Source organism: Thioalkalivibrio versutus, from assembly GCF_001999325.1.
GTDB lineage: Bacteria > Pseudomonadota > Gammaproteobacteria > Ectothiorhodospirales > Ectothiorhodospiraceae > Thioalkalivibrio > Thioalkalivibrio versutus.
On record NZ_MVAR01000019.1, the window covers coordinates 68,802 to 88,768 of the forward strand.

The following is a 19,967-nucleotide window of genomic DNA, read 5'->3' on the forward strand; positions in this document are numbered from 1 at the left end:
CCTCGTAAGTCGTAATTCGTGCCGAGTCGACCGATTCGTGCCGGTGGGCGCTAGACCGCAGCCGCGCCGCCGACGATCTCGGAGATCTCCTGGGTGATCGCAGCCTGGCGCGCCTTGTTGTAGACGAGCTGCAGGTCCTTGATCATCGTGCCGGCGTTGTCGGAGGCCGACTTCATCGCGACCATCCGTGCGGCCATCTCGCAGGCCACGTTCTCGACCACCGCCTGATAGATCAGGGACTCGACATAGCGCTCGAGCAGCGTATCCATCACCGGATGCGTGTCGGGCTCGTAGATGTAATCCCAGTGGTGCTTGAGCGATTCGTCGCGGCTAGGCGCCGTCGGCAGCAACTGCGTGGCCTGGGCCTGCTGCGTCATGGTGTTGACGAACTTGTTCTCGAGCAGCACCACGCGATCGACCTTGCCGTCGCGGAAGTTGTCCAGCACGACCTTGATCGAACCGATCAGGTCATTGATGTGCGGACGGTCCCCGAGATCCTTGGACTCGGCCACGATGTTGCCGCCCAGGCGCTTGAAGAACTGCAGCGCCTTGCTCCCGATCACGCACAGATCGACCTCGACGCCCTCGTCGCGGTAGCGACGCATCTCGATCACGGCCTTCTTGAACAGGTTGGTGTTCAACCCGCCGCAAAGACCACGGTCGGTCGACACGATGATCAGCGCGACGCGCTTGACCTCGCGTTCCACCATGAACGGATGCTTGTACTCCGCATTCGCCATCGCGACGTGACCGATCACGTCGTGGATCTTCTGTGCGTAAGGCCGGGACTCCTGCATGCGGTCCTGGGCCTTGCGCATCTTGGACGCGGCGACCATTTCCATCGCCTTGGTGATCTTCTGAGTATTCTTGATACTCTTGATCTGCGTCCGGATCTCCTTAGTGCCCGCCATTGCGTGCTCCCGTTACCAGCTGTGCTTGGCCTTGAACTCTTCCAGGGCGCTTTTCAGCTTTTCCTGAATGGAGTCGTTGTAGTCGCCAGTGCTGTTGATTTCGTCCAGGAGCTCCTTCTGGGAGGAACGCGCGTAGGCGATCAGTTCCTTCTCGAAGCTCACGATCTTGTCGGCCTCGACGTCGTCGAGGAAGCCCTCGTTCGCGGCGTACAGCGAAAAGGCCATCTCGCCGATGGACATCGGCTGGTACTGACCCTGCTTCATCAGCTCGGTCACGCGCTTACCGCGATCCAGCTGCTTGCGGGTCAGTTCGTCCAGATCGGAGGCAAACTGCGAGAACGCCGCCAGCTCACGATATTGCGCCAGCGCCAGACGCACGCCGCCACCCAGCTTCTTGATGATCTTGGTCTGGGCGGCACCACCGACTCGGGACACCGACAGACCGGCGTTGATCGCCGGGCGAATACCGGAGTTAAACAGATCGGTCTCGAGGAAGATCTGACCGTCGGTGATCGAGATCACGTTGGTCGGAACGAACGCGGAGACGTCACCCGCCTGGGTCTCGATGATCGGCAACGCGGTCAGAGAACCGGTCTTGCCCTTCACTTCACCGTTGGTCTTCTCTTCAACGTACTCGGCGTTCACACGCGAGGCACGCTCCAGCAGACGCGAATGCAGGTAGAAGACATCACCCGGGTAGGCCTCACGACCCGGCGGACGACGCAGGAGCAGGGAGACCTGACGGTAGGCCCAGGCCTGTTTGGTGAGGTCATCGTAGACGATCAGCGCGTCTTCGCCGCGATCGCGGAAGTATTCGCCCATCGCGCAGCCGGCGTACGGGGCGATGAACTGCATCGCCGCCGACTCCGACGCATTGGCGGCCACGATGATGGTGTTCTGCATCGCGCCCGCTTCTTCCAGCTTGGACACCACGGAGGCGACCGAGGAGGCCTTCTGGCCAACCGCGACGTAGACGCACTTAACGCCGGAGTCCTTCTGGTTAATGATCGCATCGATCGCGACGGCGGTCTTGCCGGTCTGGCGGTCGCCGATGATCAGCTCGCGCTGGCCGCGACCGACCGGGACCATGGCGTCGATCGCCTTGATACCGGACTGCAGCGGCTGGTCGACCGACTTCCGCTCGATAACACCGGGCGCGATCTTTTCGATCGGGCTGGTGATGTCGCTTTCGATCGGGCCCTTGCCGTCGATCGGACGACCCAGGGAATCGACTACCCGACCCAGCAGCGCCTCGCCAACCGGCACTTCGAGGATGCGGCCGGTGCACTTGACCGTCTGGCCCTCGGAGATGTGCTTGTAGTCGCCCAGGATCACGACGCCCACAGAGTCGCGTTCAAGGTTAAGCGCCATACCGAAGGTGTCGCCCGGGAACTCGAGCATCTCGCCCTGCATGACGTCACCGAGACCGTGGACGCGGGCGATACCGTCGGTCACGCTGACCACGGTGCCCTCGTTGGAGGCCTCGGACGAGGCATCGAATTTCTCGATGCGCTGTTTGATCAGATCACTGATCTCGGAGGGATTCAGTTGCATGTTAAATATCCTCTTAGCGACTCAAATTGGCAGCCAGGCGGTTCAGCTGGCCTCGCACGGAGCCGTCGATTACCAGGTCGCCGGCGCGGATGATGGCCCCTCCAAGAAGGGCGCTGTCGACCGAATGCTCGAGATCGACTTCGCAGCCCAGGCCCTGGGCCAGGGCGTCGTGGATCTCTTTCTCCTGCGCCTGGGTGAGCTTGCGAAAGGCAATCACGTCGGCATGGACGCGGTGCTCGGCCGCGGCCTTCAATTCGGCAAAGGCATCGCTCACGGCGGGGGGGGCGGGCAGCCGGCCGTTTTCGGCCAGCAGGCGAACGAGGTTCCCCGCCTCGGGCCCCACCTTGTCACCGGCCACGTCGAGCACGAGCTGTGCCCGGTCCGGCCGCGGGACCCGCGGGTTGGAGAGGAGACTGTGCATCTGCGAATCGCGGGCGATCGCCGCCAGCAATTCGAGCTGCTCGGCCCAGCCGGCGAGATCCTTGGCCTCGCGGGCCCGCTCGAAAGCTGCGCGAGCGTAGGGTCGGGCGACCGAAATCAGGTCTGACATAACGTCTCCTTACAGCTTGGCCGAGAGCTTCTTGAGCAGATCGCCGTGCGCCTTGGCGTCGATTTCCTTGGCCAGGATCTGCTCGGCACCGGCAACCGCCAGCTCGGAGACCTGCTTGCGCAGCTCTTCCTTCGCGCGGTTGATCTCCTGCTCGATCTCGGCGTGCGCCGCCTGCTTGATGCGTTCGCCTTCTTCGTGGGCCGTGGACTTGCTTTCCTCAACCACGTCGTTGGCGCGCTTCTGCGCAGAGGCCACGATCTCGTTGGCCTGCTGCTTGGCCTCCTTGAGGACCTCGGTCGCACGCTCCTGGGCGAGCTCCTGCTCTTTCTCGCCACGTTCCGCGGCTGCCAGGCCGTCGGCAATTTTCTTGCGACGTTCTTCCAGGGCGGCGGACATGGGCGGCCAGACGTAGCGCATCGTGAACCACACGAAGACGCTGAACGCGAGCAGCTGGCCAATGATGGTCAGATTGATATTCATCCTGCTACCTCAGGTTGGACGAGTGGAGGGGACCTCGGGACTCGCTCAGCCTTATTAACCCAGGGCGAACAGGACGTACAGGCCGATACCCACGCCGATCATCGGCACGGCGTCGGTCAGACCCATCACGATGAAGAACTGGGTGCGCAGCATCGGGATCAGTTCCGGCTGACGCGCGGCGCCTTCCAGGAAGCGACCACCGAGGGTACCCACGCCGATGGCGGCGCCGACAGCGGCCAGACCCAGAAGCAGCGAGCCAGCCAGGACGATCAGAGCGTTAGCCATTTCCATTTTTGTATCTCCAGTCGAGTGTTGAAACAGTCAGTTGAGTAGGGAAGTCGAAATCAGTGGTCTTCGCTGTACGCCATGTCGATGTAGACGACGGTCAGCACCATGAAGATGAAGGCCTGCAGCGGCACCACGAGGATGTGGAAGATCGCCCAGCCCACGTGCAGCACACCACCGGCCAGACCCAGGATCAGGCCCGCAGAGTACATGACACCGATCAGGATGAAGATCATCTCCGCGGCGTACAGGTTGCCGAACAGTCGCAGGGCGAGCGAGGCCGGCTTGGCCAGCAGGTTGATAAACTCCAGGACGAAGTTGATCACCCAGAAAAACGGCTTGATGTACACGATGTTGGTCTGGAACGGGATGCCCGTCAGTTCCTTGATGAAACCCACCGGGCCCTTGATCTTGAGCGAGTAGTAGATGATCAGGATGAACACACCGAGCGCCAGGCCCGCGGTCACGTTGATATCCGTAGTCGGCACGATCTTGAAGTACGGGATACCCAGCAGATAGGCGATGTGCGGGATCAGGTCGACCGGCACGAGGTCCATCAGGTTGAGCAGGAATATCCAGACGAAGATGGTCAGCGCGAGCGGCGCGACCATGTCGTTCTTGTGCTTGAACGAGCCACGGACGTTGTCGTTCACAAAGTCCATCATCATTTCGACGAAATTCTGCCAGCCGCCCGGGACGCCGGCGGTGACCTTCTTGGCCGCGGCACGGAACGTGAGGATGAACAGCAGCCCGAGTGCGATCGACCACAGCATGGAGTCGACGTGGATCGCCCAGAAGCCCATTTCGGCGGCTTCGGTGCTGGTGGTGGCGAAGCTCATCCCCTTCTCGGGGTGGAGTCCGAAGGTAAGATTCGTCAGATGGTGAGCAATGTGCTCTTCCATCGTGGGCAGTCCGCTTTCTGAAGCCATGCAGTTATCTCGTCATTGCTTGATCAGAAACCCGGTGCAGCCACCACAAGGGGGCCAGGTGCACCAGGAGGAAGATGCCGAACAACGCCAGTAAGTCCGGCTCGTCCAGGTAAGCGAACGCCACCCCGAATGCCACCGCGATGATTGCCAGTCGTCCCATCTGGGCGCCCATCATGCGGGCGGTCAGCGAGCCCACCTGATCGGAACGGTAGGCCCGAAACACAACAACCGCGGCCACGGCGTTGCCGAGCGTCGCGGTGATGCCGCCCACCGCAGCCGAGATCGCCACGATCGGGGGGAACAGGGCCAGAAGCAGGCCCGACAGTATCAGCGTTAAGGCGAGCTGCAGACCTAGCGATTGTAAGGCGTGTCTGAAGCGTCGCGGTGTCATTCAGCGGATGGGCACACCCACCCCTCTCCCAAAAAGTGCGCGTAGTATAAGAGCGCCCTTCTACTGCGTCAAACGGCATTCGGGGCCATCGGCCAGGCCGCTCAGAGAGTTACTGGATGTGGGCGAGGATGCCATCGAGCTCGTCGAGGCTGTTGTATTCGATGACCAGACGGCCTTTGCCCTGGCGGTTGTAGCGAACCTGGACCGCGGCGCCCAGCTGGTCGGAGAGACGGCTCTCCAGTTGCCGCACCTCGGGCGAGGGTCCGGCATCCTTCTTCGGCTCCGGGGTCGCGGCGAGGATCTTCTTGACCAGCTGCTCGGTCGCGCGCACCGAGAGCCCGCGCTTGACCACGGTCGCGGCCACCCCGGGCTGGTCGTCCAGGGGCACCGCCAGCAGGCAGCGGGCGTGGCCCATCTCCAGGCGCCCCTCGTTGACGTGGTCCTTCACCGTGTCGTGGAGTTCCAGCAGGCGCAGCAGGTTGGTGACCGCAGTGCGCGAGCGGCCGACCGCGTCGGCCGCGGCCTGGTGAGTCATCTCGAATTCGCCGATCAGGCGGCGGATGGCCTGCGCCTCTTCCAGCGGGTTCAGATCCTCGCGCTGGATGTTCTCGATCAGTGCCATCGCCGCGGCGGCCTGATCGGGGATGTCGCGGACCACCGCCGGGACGGTCTCCAGGCCCGCGATCTGGGCGGCACGCCAGCGGCGCTCGCCGGCGATCAGCTCATAGCCCTCGTCCAGGCGCCGCACGACGACCGGCTGCACGATGCCCTGGGCTCGGATCGAGTCTGCCAGCTCGGCCAGCGCCGCCTCCGCCATGTGGACCCGGGGCTGATACTTGCCACGCCGGATCTGCTCGATCGGGAGCTGCTCCAAACTGTCGCTGTCGTCACCACCGGCCTGGGCGCCGGAGAGCAGGGCATCCAGGCCTCGGCCCAGTCCTCGTTTCGCCATGGTTGATCGTTCCTGCAGGCAGTCGGTAAGGGGGTAACAGGCGGCGTTCAGCGCCGCAACATCTCGCCGGCCAGGGCCAGGTACGCCACGGCCCCGCGCGAGGAGGCATCATACAACAAGGCCGGCTGGCCAAAACTGGGTGCCTCGGCCAGGCGGATGTTGCGCGGGATCACGGTTCGGAACACGCGATCGCCGAAGTGGCCGGTGAGCTGTGCCGAGACATCCCCGGAAAGACGATTGCGTGGATCGAACATCGTGCGCAGCAGGCCCGAGATACGCAGCTTGGGGTTGGGACCGCGCTGGATGCTCTCGATGGTGCGCATCAGGGCGGTCAACCCCTCCAGTGCGTAGTACTCGCACTGCATCGGGATCACCACACCATCGGCCGCGACCAGGCCGTTGACGGTCAAAAGGTTCAGCGACGGCGGGCAATCGACCAGGATGTGGTCGTAGTTTGCCCGGGCCGGTGCCAGCGCCTCCTGCAACCGGTATTCACGGCGCTCGGCCTCCATCAGCCGCACCTCGGCCACGGTCAGGTCGCCGTTGGCCGGGACCAGGTCATAGCCGGCCTCCACTCGGTGGGCGGCCTCGGCCACCGTGGCCTGGCCCAGCAGGACCTCGCAGGAGGTTGGGTCATCGGCGTGCTTGTCGACGCCCGAACCGGTGGTCGCGTTGCCCTGCGGGTCCATGTCCACCACCAGCACGCGCTTGCCCAGGCGGGCGAGCGAGGCGGCAAGGTTCACGCAGGTAGTGGTCTTGCCCACTCCGCCCTTCTGATTGGTGATGGCCAGCGTATCGGTCACGGGTCGGCTCTCTCGATAATGGCGATGTGCCGCTCGGCGGTCTCGCCGGGAATGGTAACCGGGTCCACGCTTCGGTACGACCACGGGGCCGGGAGCGGTTCGGCGACGACCGAGCGCTGACCCAGCATGGCCAGCACGCGGCCCCCGTCGGCCACCTGTGGCGCGACCCGCGAGACCATGTCGGCCGGGGCCTTGAACGCCCGCGCCAGCACCGTGGTATAGGGCGCGGAGGGCTGGAAATCCTCGATCCGTACATGCACGGCCTCGACCCCGGACAGCCGGGCGAGTCCGATCACGTTCCGCAGGAAGCGGATGCGCTTGGCCGCGCTGTCGAGCAGGCAGAATTCGCGTTCGCGCTCGGTGGCCGCGAGCACGAAACCAGGCAGCCCGGCGCCGGTCCCGACATCCAGCACCCGGTCCCCGTGAAGATACGGGCGCAACGTCAGGCTGTCGAGGATATGCCGGCGAATCCACTGCGCGGGGTCACGCACCGCGGTCAGGTTGTGCACGCGGTTCCAGCGCCCGAGCTGTTCCAAATAAATCGCCAGGGCCTCGATGGCCGGTGGGTCCAGCGCCCAGTCCCCGGCCACGGCGGCCAGGGCCGCGCGCCAGTCGTTACTCGCCACTGGCGCGCTGCTTCAGGTGCACGGCCAACGCCGACAGCGCGGCCGGGGTCACGCCCGGGATGCGCTGCGCCTGGGCCAGGGTATGGGGGCGGAATTCCGCCAGCTTCTGCCGGATCTCGTTCGACAGCCCGTGGACCCGGGCATAGTCGAGGCTGTCCGGGAGGGCGGTCTGCTCGGCCTTCGCCTGGCGGTCGATCTCGGCCTGCTGACGCTCGATGTAGCCGGCGTACTTGGCCTGGATCTCCGCCTGCTCGCGCACGTCGGGCGTGCAGCCGACATCCAGGTCGGGCAGCGCATGCATCAAGCCATCGTAATCGGCCTCGGGGCGGCGCAGCAGGTCGAGCAGCGTGGCATCCGGATCCGGCGCCTTGCCCAGCAAGTCGATCAGGGCCGGGCGGGTTCGCTGGTCGCGGTCCGGGCGGGTTTGTCCGAGTCGGGTCATCTCGGTCCCGATGGCCGCGGCACGGGTCTCGAAGCGCGTCCAGCGGGCGTCGTCGACCAGCCCGTACTCGCGCCCGACCGGGGTCAGGCGCAGATCGGCATTGTCCTCGCGCAGCAACAGCCGGTACTCGGCGCGCGAGGTGAACATGCGGTAGGGCTCCTGGGTGCCGCGGGTCACCAGGTCGTCGATCAGCACACCGATGTAGGCCTCGGAGCGCTGCGGGATCCACGGCGCGGCGTCCTGCACCAGCCGCGCGGCATTGAGCCCGGCGACCAGACCCTGGGCAGCGGCCTCCTCGTAGCCGGTGGTGCCGTTGATCTGGCCGGCAAAGAACAGGTTTCCGAGCTCGCGCGTGGCCAGCGTCGGGCGCAGGCCGCGGGGATCGAAGTAGTCGTATTCGATCGCGTAGCCGGGGCGTGTGATGCGCGCGTTCTCGAAGCCGGCAATGCTCTGCACCAGGGGGACCTGGATCGCATACGGCAACGAGGTGGAGATCCCGTTGGGGTACAGCTCGTGGGTGGTGAGGCCTTCCGGCTCGACAAAGACCTGGTGACTGGTCTTGTCGGCAAAGCGCACCACCTTGTCCTCGATCGAGGGGCAATAGCGCGGGCCGGTGCTGTCGATCTGGCCGGAGTACATCGGCGCCTGGTCGAGGTTCGCCCGGATCAGGTCGTGGGTCTTCTCGCTGGTGCGCGCGATATGGCAGGGGCGCTGGGCCGGGTGGTCGTCGGTCGAGCCGATGAAGGAAAAGACCGGGCGCGGGTCATCGCCCGGCTGCGGCTCGAGCCGCGAGAAATCCACGCTGCGCCCGTCGATGCGCGGCGGCGTGCCGGTCTTGAGCCGCCCGACGGCAAAGGCCATCTCGCGCAGGCGCGCCGCCAGGCGGGTGCTCGGCGGATCGCCCGCGCGCCCGCCGGGCTGCTGGGTGAGCCCGGTGTGCATCTGGCCATTGAGGAAGGTACCCACGGTCAGCACCACGGCGCGGGCGTCGAATGCAATGCCGCCCTCGGTGACCACGCCGGTGACCCGGTCGCCGTCCAGGGTGATATCGGCCACCGGCTGCTGAAAGATCTGCAGGTTCGGCTCGGCCTCGACGAACTGGCGGATGGCCTGGCGGTAGAGCTGCCGGTCCGACTGGGCGCGGGTCGCGCGCACGGCCGGGCCCTTGCGTCGATTGAGGATGCGGAAATGGATGCCGGCGGCGTCCGCTGCGCGGCCCATGACGCCCCCCAGGGCATCGATCTCCTTGACCAGGTGGCCCTTGCCGATCCCGCCGATGGCCGGGTTGCAGCTCATCTGGCCGATGGTCTCGATGTTGTGGGTCAGCAGCAGTGTGCGCGCACCGCCGCGCGCCGCGGCCAAGGCAGCCTCGGTGCCGGCGTGCCCGCCGCCAATCACGATGACATCAAAGGAGTTCGCCATGGTCCTGCTATCCCGGCCGACGGTCCGGCCTGTGAGTGCAATTCGCGCCGCTTATGGTCCGGGCACGAAAATCGGAATTCTAGCAGGGAGTTACGCGAGCGCGAAGCGGCCCCCGGGCCAAATGGTTTTCCGGGCGTGCCGCGGCGGCTTCGGCCGTGATGGGCAGCAGAGGCCGCTTCCAGCGCCCCCCGTCATTGCGAGCAAAGCGAAGCAATCTCCGGAAGCTGGCATGACGTCGGGCCGCGAAATCCGGTGGTCGCGGCGGGCGATTGCCGCGGCCCCTTTCGGGGCCTCGCAATGACGGGGACTACTTGCCGATGCAGAAGCCGGCGAAGATCTCGCCCAGCAGGGCCTCGTGGTCCTGGCGACCGAGGAGAGCGTCCAGGGCGCGCTCGGCCAGACGCAGCTCTTCGGCGATCAAGTCCGGGGGCGCGGCGGCGTCGATCGCGGCGAGATGCGTGGCCGTCGTACGCAGGCCGTCCAGATGGCGCGCGCGCACGCTGAAGCGTTGCTGGCCACCCTCGCTCACGCCCAGGCGCTCGACGATCGCCTGTTTGAGCGCGTCGACTCCTGCCCCGGTCCGTGCAGAGATCCTGAGCCCGTGGTCCGCTCGGGTGGAGTCGGCGACGCAGTCCATCTTGTTCCAGACGGTCAGTCGCGGGATTTCCGCCGGGGCCGCCAAGTCGGGGGCCGCATCCGGACGCGTGAGATCGCGCAGCTCCAGGATCAAGTCAGCCCCGGTGGCCGCCTCCCGCGCCCGCTCCATGCCGATCTTCTCCACCGGATCCTCACTCGCGTGCAGCCCGGCGGTGTCGATCAGTTCGACCGGTATCCCGTGGATCGCAATCGGCGAACGCAGGACGTCGCGAGTGGTCCCGGGGCGATCGGTGACAATCGCGACCTCGCTCTCGGCCAAACGGTTCATCAAGCTGGACTTGCCGACATTCGGGGCGCCGACCAGGGCCAGGCGCAAGCCCTGGGCAAAGTAACGCGCCGGACGCAGTCGTTCGAGGAGTTCGCGGATGGTCGTGTGGAGGGTGTCGGCACGGCGTGCGATATCGGCGGCAGCCTCCGACTCGAGATCGGTCTCGCCGAAGTCGATCTCCGCCTCGATGACCACACGCAGGTCGCGGATCGCGCGCGAGACCGGTTCGAGTTCGGTCGCCAGGGCGCCGTCCAGGCTGGATCGCGCAAGCCTGGCGGCCTGCTCGGTCTGGGCGTGGATCAGATCGGCCACCGCCTCCGCCTGCGCCAGGTCGAGTCGGCCGTTGAGGAAGGCCTGCTCGGTGAACTCCCCCGGTCGGGCACGACGCGCGCCGAGATCCACCGCGGCGGCGACGATCGCCTCCAGCAAGACCGGGCTGCCGTGGCCCTGCAACTCGATCACGTCCTCGCCGGTGTAGGAGTGCGGGCCCGGGAAGGACAGGATCAGACCGTCGTCCAGCGGCTCGCCAGTCGCCGGATCAATGAAGCTGCCGTAGTGGGCGTGGCGTGGAAGGAGCTGCGCGCGTCGGGTCAGGCGCTGGGCGATGGGCAGGGCCTGCGGACCCGACAGACGGACCACACCGATACCGCCCACCCCCGGCGGGGTGGCGACCGCGACGATGGTGTCCGTCACGGTCACGGAGCGTCAGCTCTTCTGCTTGTCCGGGTCCTCGCCGCTCTCGATCTTGCGCGTGATGTACCACTGCTGGGCGATGGAGAACAGGTTGTTGGTGAACCAGTACAGCACCAGACCCGCCGGGAAGAAGGCGAAGAACACGGTGAACACGAACGGCAGCGCCATGAAGATCTTCTGCTGCACCGGGTCCATCGGCGGCGGGTTCAGCTTGTACTGCACGAACATCGACACGCCCATCAGGATCGGCAGAATGAAGTACGGATCGCGCGAGGACAGATCCTGCACCCACAGCCACCAGGGCGCCTGGCGCAGTTCGACACTCTCCAGCAGCACCCAGTACAGGGCGATGAACACCGGGATTTGCACCAGGATCGGGAGACAGCCACCCAGCGGGTTGATCTTCTCCTTCTTGTACAGGTCCATCAGCGCCTGGTTCATGCGCTGCTTGTCGTCCTTGTAGCGTTCCTTCAGTGCCTGCAGCTTGGGCGCGACCTTGCGCATGCGCGCCATGGAACGGTAGCTGGTGGCGGAGAGCTTGAAGAAGGCCAGCTTGATCAGGATGGTCAGGATGACGATCGACCAACCCCAATTGCCCACGAAGGCGTGGATCTTGTCCAGCAGCCAGAACAACGGCTTGGACAGGAACGTGAAGATCCCGTAGTCGGCCGTAAGCTCCAGGCCCTGGGCGATCTCGGAGAGCTCTGCCTGGAGCTTGGGTCCGACCCACAAGCGGGTGGAGAACTCGCCGCTGCTCCCCGCTGCGATCTGGCGCGATTCGGAGTGCAGGCCAATCAGATACTCGTCACCCAGATCGCTGGGCACGGCACGGGCGTACAGCGCATTGACCTCGTCCTCACCCGGGACCCAGGTGGAAACGAAGTAGTGCTGAATCATCGCGATCCAGCCGCCCTGGATGCGTGCCTGAATGGGGTCGTCGCGGAACGATTCGAAGCTTTCGCGTTGGTAGCTGCCATCGAAATAGGCCGCTCCGGTAAAGGTGTACAGCCACCAGGACTCCCGATCCGGCGTCGGCCCGTGGCGGAGCTGTCGGTACTGGCGACCGCTCCAGGTGGAATCGGACCGGTTGTGGACCTCGTAGTCCAGCTCGATCAGATGCGAGCCACGGGTAAAGGTGTAGGTCTTGGTGACCTCGATTTCGCCATCGTCGGAGACCCAGCGCAGCGGGACCTCGAGCTGTTCCTGCCCGTCGGCGAGCTCGAAGCGGTCCTGGTCGACCTGGAAATTGGCGTGGTGCGACGGTGCGCGCCCCTCCATCGACTGGTCGTTCACCCGGTCGTGGGTCAGACCACTCTGGGCGACATAGCCGCGCACGCGATGGTCGAACAGGCGGACCGGCACCAGCGGATCGTCCTGCAGGTCCCGTGGATACTGCAGCAGGTCGGCGCGCAGCAGCGTGCCCCCGCGGGTGTCAATCAGGATCTCGTGGGTATCGGTACGCACGGTGATCTGCTGACGGTCCGGCTCCTGCAGGGTGCTCACTTGCGGGGCGTCTGCCGCCCGCGTGTCCGGTTCCGACTCGAATTGCGGCGCATCCGGCACGTCCTCCGGACGGGCATCGGGGTCCTCCGCGGCGCGCTCGGCGGCGGTGTCCGGCTGGGATGTGCTGCCGTAATCCTGGTTCCAGGCCTGCCACATCAGGAACAGGACAAAGGCCAGGGTCAGCCACAAAAGGGGGCGAAGGTTATCCATGAGCGCGACTACTTTGAGGGTCGAGTGCTGGGAGTATCGGAACGCGGGTGCGGGACCGGGTCATAGCCACCGGGCGACCAGGGATGGCAGCGCAGGATGCGGCGCAAACCGAGCCAAAAGCCCCGCAGGACCCCGTGAGTCTCGACCGCCTCGACGGTATAGGCCGAGCACGTCGGGTAATGCCGACAATGGGGCGCCATGAACGGCGAGATGCCGTACTGGTAGGCCCGGACGGGCAACAGGGCAATCTTGCGTGGCAGAGTCATTGCAGACGTTCCAGCAGGCTGTCGATCTCGGCGCGCAGGGCGCGGCGGTCCATGGTCGCCGCGCCGCCTCGGGCCAGCACGATCATGTCGACCGGTGGCAGGTGGGCCCGCCGCCGGCGGAAGGCCTCGCGCACGATGCGCTTGATCCGGTTGCGGTCCGATGCCTGGCGGACATGCCGCTTGCCAATCGCAAGGCCCAGGCGTGCCTCGCCAGATTCCGAAGGGCGATAGAGCAGGGTCAGATCGCGACCGCGCTGGCGCCGGGCGTCCTTGAAGACGCGCTGATAATCCGCACCGGTCAACAGACGGACGCGGCGCGGAAAGGTCTCGCTAGCTGGCGCCGCGGTCACGGGAGCCGGCGCGCCGCCCGGACTACGGGCAAAGGCGCTTGCGGCCCTTGGCGCGACGGGCGTTCAGGACCTTGCGACCACCACGGGTGGCCATGCGGGCCCGGAAGCCATGCGTGCGGGCGCGAACGAGCCGGCTGGGTTGAAAAGTGCGCTTCATGAGAGTTCCCGTGACGCTTGGTTAAAGGGCGGTGAAAACTAGCGCCATCCGGACGCAAAGTCAATCTCGAGGGTCGGCAAGTCGCTGGCACCGGGTACCCCCATCGGCGTAGACTCGGTGGCTTCCAATTCCCCCGTCGCCCCGGAGACGAACGCGTGTCAGCCAATGCCCTGTGGACAGCCTGTCTGGATCGCCTGCAGGGGAAGGTCAGCGAACAGCAACTCAACACCTGGCTGCGGCCGCTTCATGCCGAAGAGTCCGAAGGCGGGCTGCGACTGCTCGCGCCGAACCAGTTTGTGTTCGAGCACGTGCGCGATCACCTGCTGGAATCGATCGAGCAGACCGTGGGCGAGCTGCAGCCGGTGGGCGAGCAGGACGGGCGCCGCGTGCGACTCGGGATTGGCGGTGCGCAGATTCCGGTCCCGCCGACCCCCAGTGGTCGCGAGTCCCGCCACGAACGCGGTGCTGCAGACAAGAGCGCCAGCACTGCGCCACGCCCCCAAGGGCCCGTGAGTAACCTGAACCCGGCCTTCACCTTCGACAGCTTCGTCGAGGGCAAGTCGAACCAGCTCGCGCGCGCAGCCAGCCTCCAGGTCGCGGAAAACCCCGGGGTGGCCTACAACCCGTTGTTCATCTATGGCGGGGTCGGGCTCGGCAAGACCCACTTGATGCATGCCATCGGGCACAGCATCCTGGCCCGGCACCCCGAAGGGCGGATCATCTATCTGCACTCCGAGCGCTTCGTGGCGGACATGATCAAGGCGCTGCAGCACAACGCGATCGACGAGTTCAAGCAGCACTACCGCTCCGCCGACGCACTGCTGATCGACGACATTCAGTTCTTTGCCGGCAAGGAGCGTTCCCAGGAGGAGTTCTTCCACACCTTCAACGCGCTGCTGGAGGGCCAGCAGCAGATCATCCTGACCTCGGATCGCTACCCGAAAGAGGTCGAGGGGCTGGAGGAACGCCTGAAGTCACGCTTCGGCTGGGGGCTGACGATCGCGATCGAGCCGCCAGAACTGGAGACCCGGGTGGCCATCCTCCAGCGCAAGGCGGAGCAGGCGGGGATCGAGCTCCCGTCCGAGGTCGCATTCTTCATGGGCAAGCGGATCCGTTCCAACATCCGCGAACTGGAAGGCTCGCTGCGGCGGGTGATCGCCAACGCGCACTTTACCGGGAAACCGATCACCGTCGAGTTTGCCAAGGACGCTCTGCGCGACCTTCTCGCGGTACAGAACAAACTGATTACACTGGAGAATATCCAGAAGACGGTCGCGGACTACTATCGCGTGAAGGTGGCCGATCTGCTGTCGAGCCGGCGCAGCCGATCGATTGCCCGTCCGCGGCAGATCGCGATGGCCCTGGCAAAGGAACTGACCCAGCACAGCCTACCGGAGATCGGACAGGCCTTCGGCGGTCGCGATCACACCACGGTAATCCATGCCTGCCGGAAGGTCGCCGAACTCCGCGAGGCGGACGCCAGCCTGGACGAGGACTACTCGAATCTTCTGCGGACTCTCAGTAGCTGAAGTGGCTGTCCAATGGTCGGCAAAGCTGTGGATAAGCTGGGTGCAACTGCGGTATGGAAAGGTGGAAAACGCGGACCGCGAAACTGTCCACAGGTTGGGAACAGGCTTCACAGAGGTTCGCGAGAGCCAAAAAGTGTCGACAAATAACTGAATTTAAAAAGAAATCTGGGTTTCCTGCACAGGTCGACGTGCCCCTTATTACTACTATTTAAATATCTAAACACTAGATACAGGACATCGCCATGGAACTGTCTTTCAATCGCGAGACGATGACCGAAGCGCTGCAACGGATTGTGGGCGCGGCCGAAAAACGATTGACGATGCCGATCCTCGGAAATGTGCGTCTGCGACCGGATGACAACGGCGCGATCCGGATGGATACCACCGATCTCGAACTCGCCTGGCAGGCAGGTGCGGAAGGCACCATCCCGGGCGAATGCGATGTCACCGTATCGGTGCGCAAGCTGTTGGACGTCGTGAAGGCGGCCCCAGGGGACAGCGAGATTCGGGCTCGGGTGGAAGGCGAACGCATGACCGTGGGATTCGCCGGTTCGCGCTTCAGCCTGGCGACCCTGCCCGGCGCGGACTTCCCCGACTGGGAGGCGCGAGGGTCGGAGGTCGTGCTCGATGTACCCCAGAACCGGCTGCGACGTCTGCTGGAAGCGACGATGTTTTCGATGGCGCAGCAGGACGTGCGTTACTACCTCCAGGGTTTGCTCTTGGTAGCCAGCGGGACCAGTCTGCGGGCGGTCGCGACGGACGGGCATCGCTTGGCGCTGGCCGAGGTGGAACTCGAGCACCCGGTCGAGGGCCGGGTTGAACGCATTGTCCCGCGCAAGGCCGTGGCGGAGTTGCGACGAAATCTGGCCGACGACGAATCGACGGTCCGGATCGGCTTCGGGGAAGACCAGGTCGTATTCGAACTGGGCAAAGCGGTCCTGCGCAGCAAGGTGATCGAGGGGCGCTTCCCGGACTACGAACGGGTCATCCCCTCGGATCTTCCCTCCACGTTGCGGGTCGACCGGGAAGTTCTGAAACAGGCGTTGGGCCGGGTGGCGATTGTGGCGAGTGACAAGTATCGCGGCGTACGCATGGCCCTGGGGAAGAACGGTTGCCAGGTGATGACCCACAACGCCGATCGTGAAGAGGCCCAGGAGTCGGTCGAGGCGGAGTACGACGGGGGGCCAATGGAGATCGGGTTCAACCTTGGGTACCTGGCGGACGTGCTGAATGTCCTGGAGACCGAGCAGGTTCGCATCGGGCTGCGTGACGGGAACTCGTCGATCCTGATTCAGGCGGAACCACCGGGCGGGGCGCGCTACGTGGTGATGCCGATGCGCCTGTAGTTCCGGGGTCTGCGTGCTGGAGTCGCTGTGGTGGCAGGGGGTCCGCAACCTTGAGGAACAGGCCTTGACGTTGGGGCCGGGAATCAACCGGCTGGTCGGGCCGAATGGTGCAGGGAAAACCTCCATTCTCGAAGCAGTGCATATCCTCGCGGCTGGGCGCTCGTTCCGTACTCAGCAATTACGTCGTGTTGGGCGGAGCGGAGCCGAAGGGTTGTGGATTGGGGCAGTGGTGAAGGATCCGGCCGGGGGCTCCCATCGGCTGGGGATTAGCTGGGATGGTACTCGCCGGTCGCGGCTTGATGGCCGCTGGATGGAAGGCCACGCGGCGGTGGCCGAGTGGTTGCCGGCGCGTACGCTGCATGCGGGCTCCTTCGAATTGTTGACGGGTGGACCGGAAGAGCGCAGGCGCTTGCTGGACTGGGGGTGCTTCCATGCGATCCCGGGGTACCGGGGCCAGTGGCAGCGCTGGAAGCGGGCCCATGACCAACGTAATGCCGCCTTGCGCGTGGGGGACCGCGCGGGGGCTCGCGAGTTTGAGCGACCCTGGCTGGAATTCGGCGAGGCGATCAGTGACGCGCGGCGTCGTTACGTGGAGTCCTGGCAGGCGGCGACTATGGAGGCCGCCCGGCAGTTCGGATTCGGCGAGCGGTTAGCCGATTTGAACTTGAATCCGCGGATGGGCTGGGACCGGGAAAGGAGCCTGAGCGAGGCGCTGGAGCGTAGTCGGGAGGGCGACGAAGAACGGGGCTTCGCGCAGGCGGGGCCGCAGCGGGCCGACATTGATTTGCGGCTATCGGGTCGTCTCGCCGCCGAGGCCTCCCGGGGCGAACAAAAGCGATTGGTTACGGCTCTCGTGGGCGGGCAGGCATGGATGCTCGAGGCCGAGACCGGGCGGGCGCCGGTGATGTTGCTGGACGATGTAGTGTCGGAGCTGGATCGCGAGGCAGTGGAGGGGTTGATGTCCGGGTTGTGTGCGTCGGGCTGGCAGATCCTGGTGACCGCTGTGGGGGATGATATCCCTGGGCTGGCAGGGGATACCGCAGGGCAATTGTTCCACGTGAAACATGGTCGCGTAACCCCCGAACCCCCAGCCTGATGCGCCCGGGCCTTGGGTCTCGTCGCCCTCCTGGACCCCAGTACGTGACCTCACCGGTGCCCCCCGCCTTTGCGCTATACTGGCGTGTCTGCAACTGGCCGGATGACTGACCCGAATGTCCGAAACTGAAGCCCAAGATCCCTCCGTCTACGATTCCTCTCAGATCCGCGTCCTCAAGGGCCTGGATGCCGTTCGCAAGCGACCGGGCATGTACATCGGTGACACCGATGACGGCACAGGCCTGCACCACATGGTCTTCGAGGTGGTCGATAACTCGATCGACGAGGCGCTGGCAGGTCACTGCGACAGTATTGAGGTCACGATCCACGAGGACAATGCGGTCTCCGTCACGGACAACGGTCGCGGCATTCCCGTGGATATCCACGAAGAAGAGGGTATGTCGGCCGCAGAGGTCATCCTCACTGTCCTGCATGCAGGCGGGAAGTTCGACAACAACTCCTACAAGGTCTCCGGCGGCCTGCACGGCGTGGGTGTCTCGGTGGTGAATGCCCTGTCGGAAGAGCTCCGCCTGGAGATCCACCGGGATGGTCAGCGCCACGAACAGATCTATCACCTCGGCGTCCCGGATGCGCCGCTGGCGGTGACCGGCACCACGGAGCGCAACGGAACGAAGATCTGGTTTCGCCCCAGCCCGACCATCTTCACCGACATCAATTTTCACTACGAGATCCTCGCCAAGCGCCTGCGGGAGCTGTCGTTCCTCAACTCGGGCGTGCGCATCACGCTGCGCGACCACCGGGACAACCGCGAGGAGACCTTTGTCTTCGAAGGCGGTATCCGTGCCTTCGTCGAACACCTGAACCAGAAGAAAACCGCGCTGCATCCCACGGTCGTCTACGCCGACCAGATGCGCGAGGACTACGCAGTCGAAATTGCCCTGCAGTGGAATGACTCCTACCAGGAGAACATCTTCTGCTACACCAACAACATTCCGCAGCGCGACGGTGGCTCGCACATGGCGGGCTTTCGCGCCGCGCTGACGCGCACGATCAATCAGTACCTGGAGAACGAGGGCCTGATCAAGAAGGCCAAGGTCGCCACGGCGGGCGACGACATGCGCGAAGGCCTCACGGCCGTGCTCTCGGTCAAGGTGCCGGACCCCAAGTTCTCGTCGCAGACCAAGGACAAGCTGGTTTCCTCCGAGGTCAAGCCGATCGTTGAAAGCGTGCTGTCGGACGCCCTCAACAATTTCCTGCTGGAACACCCGCAGGAAGCCAAGGCCATCACCGAGAAGGTGCTGGATGCCGCGCGAGCGCGCGAGGCCGCCCGCAAGGCGCGTGAGGTCACCCGCCGCAAGGGAGCGCTGGATATTGCCGGTCTGCCGGGCAAGCTGGCCGACTGTCAGGAGAAGGACCCGGCTCAGTCCGAGCTCTACCTGGTCGAGGGTGACTCCGCCGGCGGTTCGGCCAAGCAGGGTCGTGACCGCCATTTCCAGGCGATCCTGCCGCTCAAGGGCAAGATCCTGAATGTCGAGCGCGCGCGCTTTGACCGTATGCTGGGTTCAGCCGAGGTGGGCACGCTCATCACGGCGCTGGGCTGCGGTATTGGCAAGGAAGAGTACGATCCGGACAAGCTGCGTTATCACCGCATTATCATCATGACTGACGCGGACGTGGACGGCTCCCATATCCGTACCCTGCTTCTGACCTTCTTCTTCCGCCAGATGCCGGAACTGATCGAGCGCGGCCACGTATATATCGCGCAGCCGCCGCTGTACAAGATCAAGCGTGGCAAGCGCGAGCAGTACGTGCGCGACGAGGCCGAAATGGGCGAGATCGTGATCTCCCTCGCACTGGACGGCGCCGCGCTCTATCCCAGCCCGGATGCACCTCCGATTACCGGCGAGGCCTTCGAGGACCTGGTGAAGGGCTATCAAAAGGCCGCGCGCGCCGTGCAGCGCCTGGGCCGGATGTACGACTCGCGCATCCTTTGGGCGATGCTCGAGGCTGATGCGATCCCCGAGCCCCGAAGCGTGACTAACGCTGCGGTTCAGGCGTGGTTTGCCCGCATCCTGGAGAATCTATCCAGCGACAAGGCGGGTGCAACCCGCTACAGCCTGGGGCCGGTGACCCAGCATGAAGGCACGGCACAGCTGAGCCTGGACCGCATCGAACACGGCGCCGCCCTGTCGCAGTACATCACCGATGACACCCTGGCATCGCGTGATTTTCAGGCAGTACTCGACCTGTCCGCCCGTCTTAACGCCCTTCTCGACGAAGGTGCGTACATGAAGCGCGGGGAACGCGTCCACGTGATCGAGGGCTTTTCCGAAGCCATGGAATGGCTCCTGCAGGAGGGCCGCCGCGGGCTGGCAACCCAGCGCTACAAGGGCCTAGGCGAGATGAATCCCGACCAGCTTTGGGACACCACGATGAACCCCGAATCCCGCCGCCTGCTCCAGGTCCGGGTCGAAGATGCCATCCGTGCCGACGAAATCTTCACCACCCTGATGGGCGATCAGGTCGAGCCGCGTCGCGAATTTATCGAGTCGCGAGCCCTCAGTGCCGAGAACGTCGATATCTGACG

20 protein-coding genes are annotated in these 19,967 nt (G+C 64.9%); 4 read left to right on the forward strand and 16 right to left on the reverse strand.

Features of this window, described 5'->3' with window-relative positions; all coding sequences use genetic code 11:
- Window positions 1-50: 50 nt before the first annotated feature.
- From atpG to rpmH, 16 genes are all read right to left on the reverse strand, one after another.
- Window positions 51-911 (reverse strand): F0F1 ATP synthase subunit gamma, encoded by an 861-nt coding sequence (gene atpG / locus B0684_RS07735; protein ID WP_018168789.1) that lies wholly within the window; start codon window positions 909-911, stop codon window positions 51-53.
- A gap of 12 nt (window positions 912-923) precedes the next feature.
- Window positions 924-2,465 carry a F0F1 ATP synthase subunit alpha gene (atpA, locus tag B0684_RS07740; RefSeq protein WP_018168790.1) on the reverse strand — a complete coding sequence of 514 codons (1,542 nt, stop codon included), beginning with the start codon at window positions 2,463-2,465 and terminating at the stop codon, window positions 924-926.
- A 13-nt stretch (window positions 2,466-2,478) separates the two neighbouring features.
- Window positions 2,479-3,015, reverse strand: a complete 537-nt coding sequence (locus tag B0684_RS07745; RefSeq protein ID WP_077277005.1) for a F0F1 ATP synthase subunit delta — start codon at window positions 3,013-3,015, stop codon at window positions 2,479-2,481.
- A 9-nt stretch (window positions 3,016-3,024) separates the two neighbouring features.
- Window positions 3,025-3,495, reverse strand: a complete 471-nt coding sequence (locus B0684_RS07750) for a F0F1 ATP synthase subunit B (protein ID WP_018144953.1) — start codon at window positions 3,493-3,495, stop codon at window positions 3,025-3,027.
- A gap of 54 nt (window positions 3,496-3,549) precedes the next feature.
- The gene (gene atpE, locus B0684_RS07755) at window positions 3,550-3,786 is read right to left on the reverse strand and encodes a F0F1 ATP synthase subunit C (RefSeq protein WP_012983953.1); all 237 of its coding nucleotides are present in this window, start codon (window positions 3,784-3,786) and stop codon (window positions 3,550-3,552) included.
- A gap of 53 nt (window positions 3,787-3,839) precedes the next feature.
- On the reverse strand, window positions 3,840-4,682 hold the full coding sequence (gene atpB / locus B0684_RS07760; protein WP_026287973.1) for a F0F1 ATP synthase subunit A: 843 nt from the start codon (window positions 4,680-4,682) through the stop codon (window positions 3,840-3,842).
- 31 nt (window positions 4,683-4,713) lie between these two features.
- Window positions 4,714-5,100 carry an ATP synthase subunit I gene (locus tag B0684_RS07765; RefSeq protein WP_018144955.1) on the reverse strand — a complete coding sequence of 129 codons (387 nt, stop codon included), beginning with the start codon at window positions 5,098-5,100 and terminating at the stop codon, window positions 4,714-4,716.
- 109 nt (window positions 5,101-5,209) lie between these two features.
- Entirely contained in the window at window positions 5,210-6,052 is an 843-nt protein-coding gene (locus tag B0684_RS07770; protein ID WP_018168792.1) for a ParB/RepB/Spo0J family partition protein, read from the reverse strand.
- Between the two features lie 47 nt (window positions 6,053-6,099).
- Window positions 6,100-6,855, reverse strand: a complete 756-nt coding sequence (locus B0684_RS07775) for a ParA family protein (protein WP_018168793.1) — start codon at window positions 6,853-6,855, stop codon at window positions 6,100-6,102.
- Window positions 6,852-7,481, reverse strand: coding sequence for a 16S rRNA (guanine(527)-N(7))-methyltransferase RsmG (rsmG, locus tag B0684_RS07780; RefSeq protein ID WP_018175921.1), 630 nt, complete (start codon window positions 7,479-7,481; stop codon window positions 6,852-6,854). Before rsmG ends, B0684_RS07775 begins: the two co-directional genes overlap by 4 nt.
- Window positions 7,471-9,345, reverse strand: coding sequence for a tRNA uridine-5-carboxymethylaminomethyl(34) synthesis enzyme MnmG (mnmG, locus tag B0684_RS07785; protein WP_018175922.1), 1,875 nt, complete (start codon window positions 9,343-9,345; stop codon window positions 7,471-7,473). Before mnmG ends, rsmG begins: the two co-directional genes overlap by 11 nt.
- Before the next feature lie 307 nt (window positions 9,346-9,652).
- Entirely contained in the window at window positions 9,653-10,969 is a 1,317-nt protein-coding gene (mnmE, locus tag B0684_RS07790) for a tRNA uridine-5-carboxymethylaminomethyl(34) synthesis GTPase MnmE (protein ID WP_018175923.1), read from the reverse strand.
- A 6-nt stretch (window positions 10,970-10,975) separates the two neighbouring features.
- A complete protein-coding gene (yidC, locus tag B0684_RS07795) occupies window positions 10,976-12,676 on the reverse strand; it encodes a membrane protein insertase YidC (RefSeq protein ID WP_038084433.1) in 1,701 nt (566 codons plus the stop codon).
- An 8-nt stretch (window positions 12,677-12,684) separates the two neighbouring features.
- Window positions 12,685-12,942, reverse strand: a complete 258-nt coding sequence (gene yidD, locus B0684_RS07800; RefSeq protein WP_047251849.1) for a membrane protein insertion efficiency factor YidD — start codon at window positions 12,940-12,942, stop codon at window positions 12,685-12,687.
- A complete protein-coding gene (gene rnpA / locus B0684_RS07805; RefSeq protein ID WP_026312994.1) occupies window positions 12,939-13,292 on the reverse strand; it encodes a ribonuclease P protein component in 354 nt (117 codons plus the stop codon). The genes yidD and rnpA overlap by 4 nt, the downstream gene beginning before the upstream one ends.
- A gap of 22 nt (window positions 13,293-13,314) precedes the next feature.
- A complete protein-coding gene (gene rpmH, locus B0684_RS07810) occupies window positions 13,315-13,449 on the reverse strand; it encodes a 50S ribosomal protein L34 (RefSeq protein ID WP_018141118.1) in 135 nt (44 codons plus the stop codon).
- 155 nt (window positions 13,450-13,604) lie between these two features.
- On the opposite strand from rpmH, the gene dnaA reads away from it, so the two are divergent.
- The 4 genes from dnaA to gyrB all read left to right on the forward strand — a co-directional run bounded on the left by dnaA (window position 13,605) and on the right by gyrB (window position 19,965).
- Window positions 13,605-14,978 (forward strand): chromosomal replication initiator protein DnaA, encoded by a 1,374-nt coding sequence (dnaA, locus tag B0684_RS07815; protein ID WP_018168799.1) that lies wholly within the window; start codon window positions 13,605-13,607, stop codon window positions 14,976-14,978.
- A 242-nt stretch (window positions 14,979-15,220) separates the two neighbouring features.
- Entirely contained in the window at window positions 15,221-16,324 is a 1,104-nt protein-coding gene (gene dnaN / locus B0684_RS07820) for a DNA polymerase III subunit beta (RefSeq protein ID WP_018175925.1), read from the forward strand.
- A gap of 13 nt (window positions 16,325-16,337) precedes the next feature.
- On the forward strand, window positions 16,338-17,420 hold the full coding sequence (gene recF, locus B0684_RS07825; RefSeq protein ID WP_026312995.1) for a DNA replication/repair protein RecF: 1,083 nt from the start codon (window positions 16,338-16,340) through the stop codon (window positions 17,418-17,420).
- A 115-nt stretch (window positions 17,421-17,535) separates the two neighbouring features.
- Entirely contained in the window at window positions 17,536-19,965 is a 2,430-nt protein-coding gene (gene gyrB / locus B0684_RS07830) for a DNA topoisomerase (ATP-hydrolyzing) subunit B (protein ID WP_018168802.1), read from the forward strand.
- Window positions 19,966-19,967: the final 2 nt, after the last annotated feature.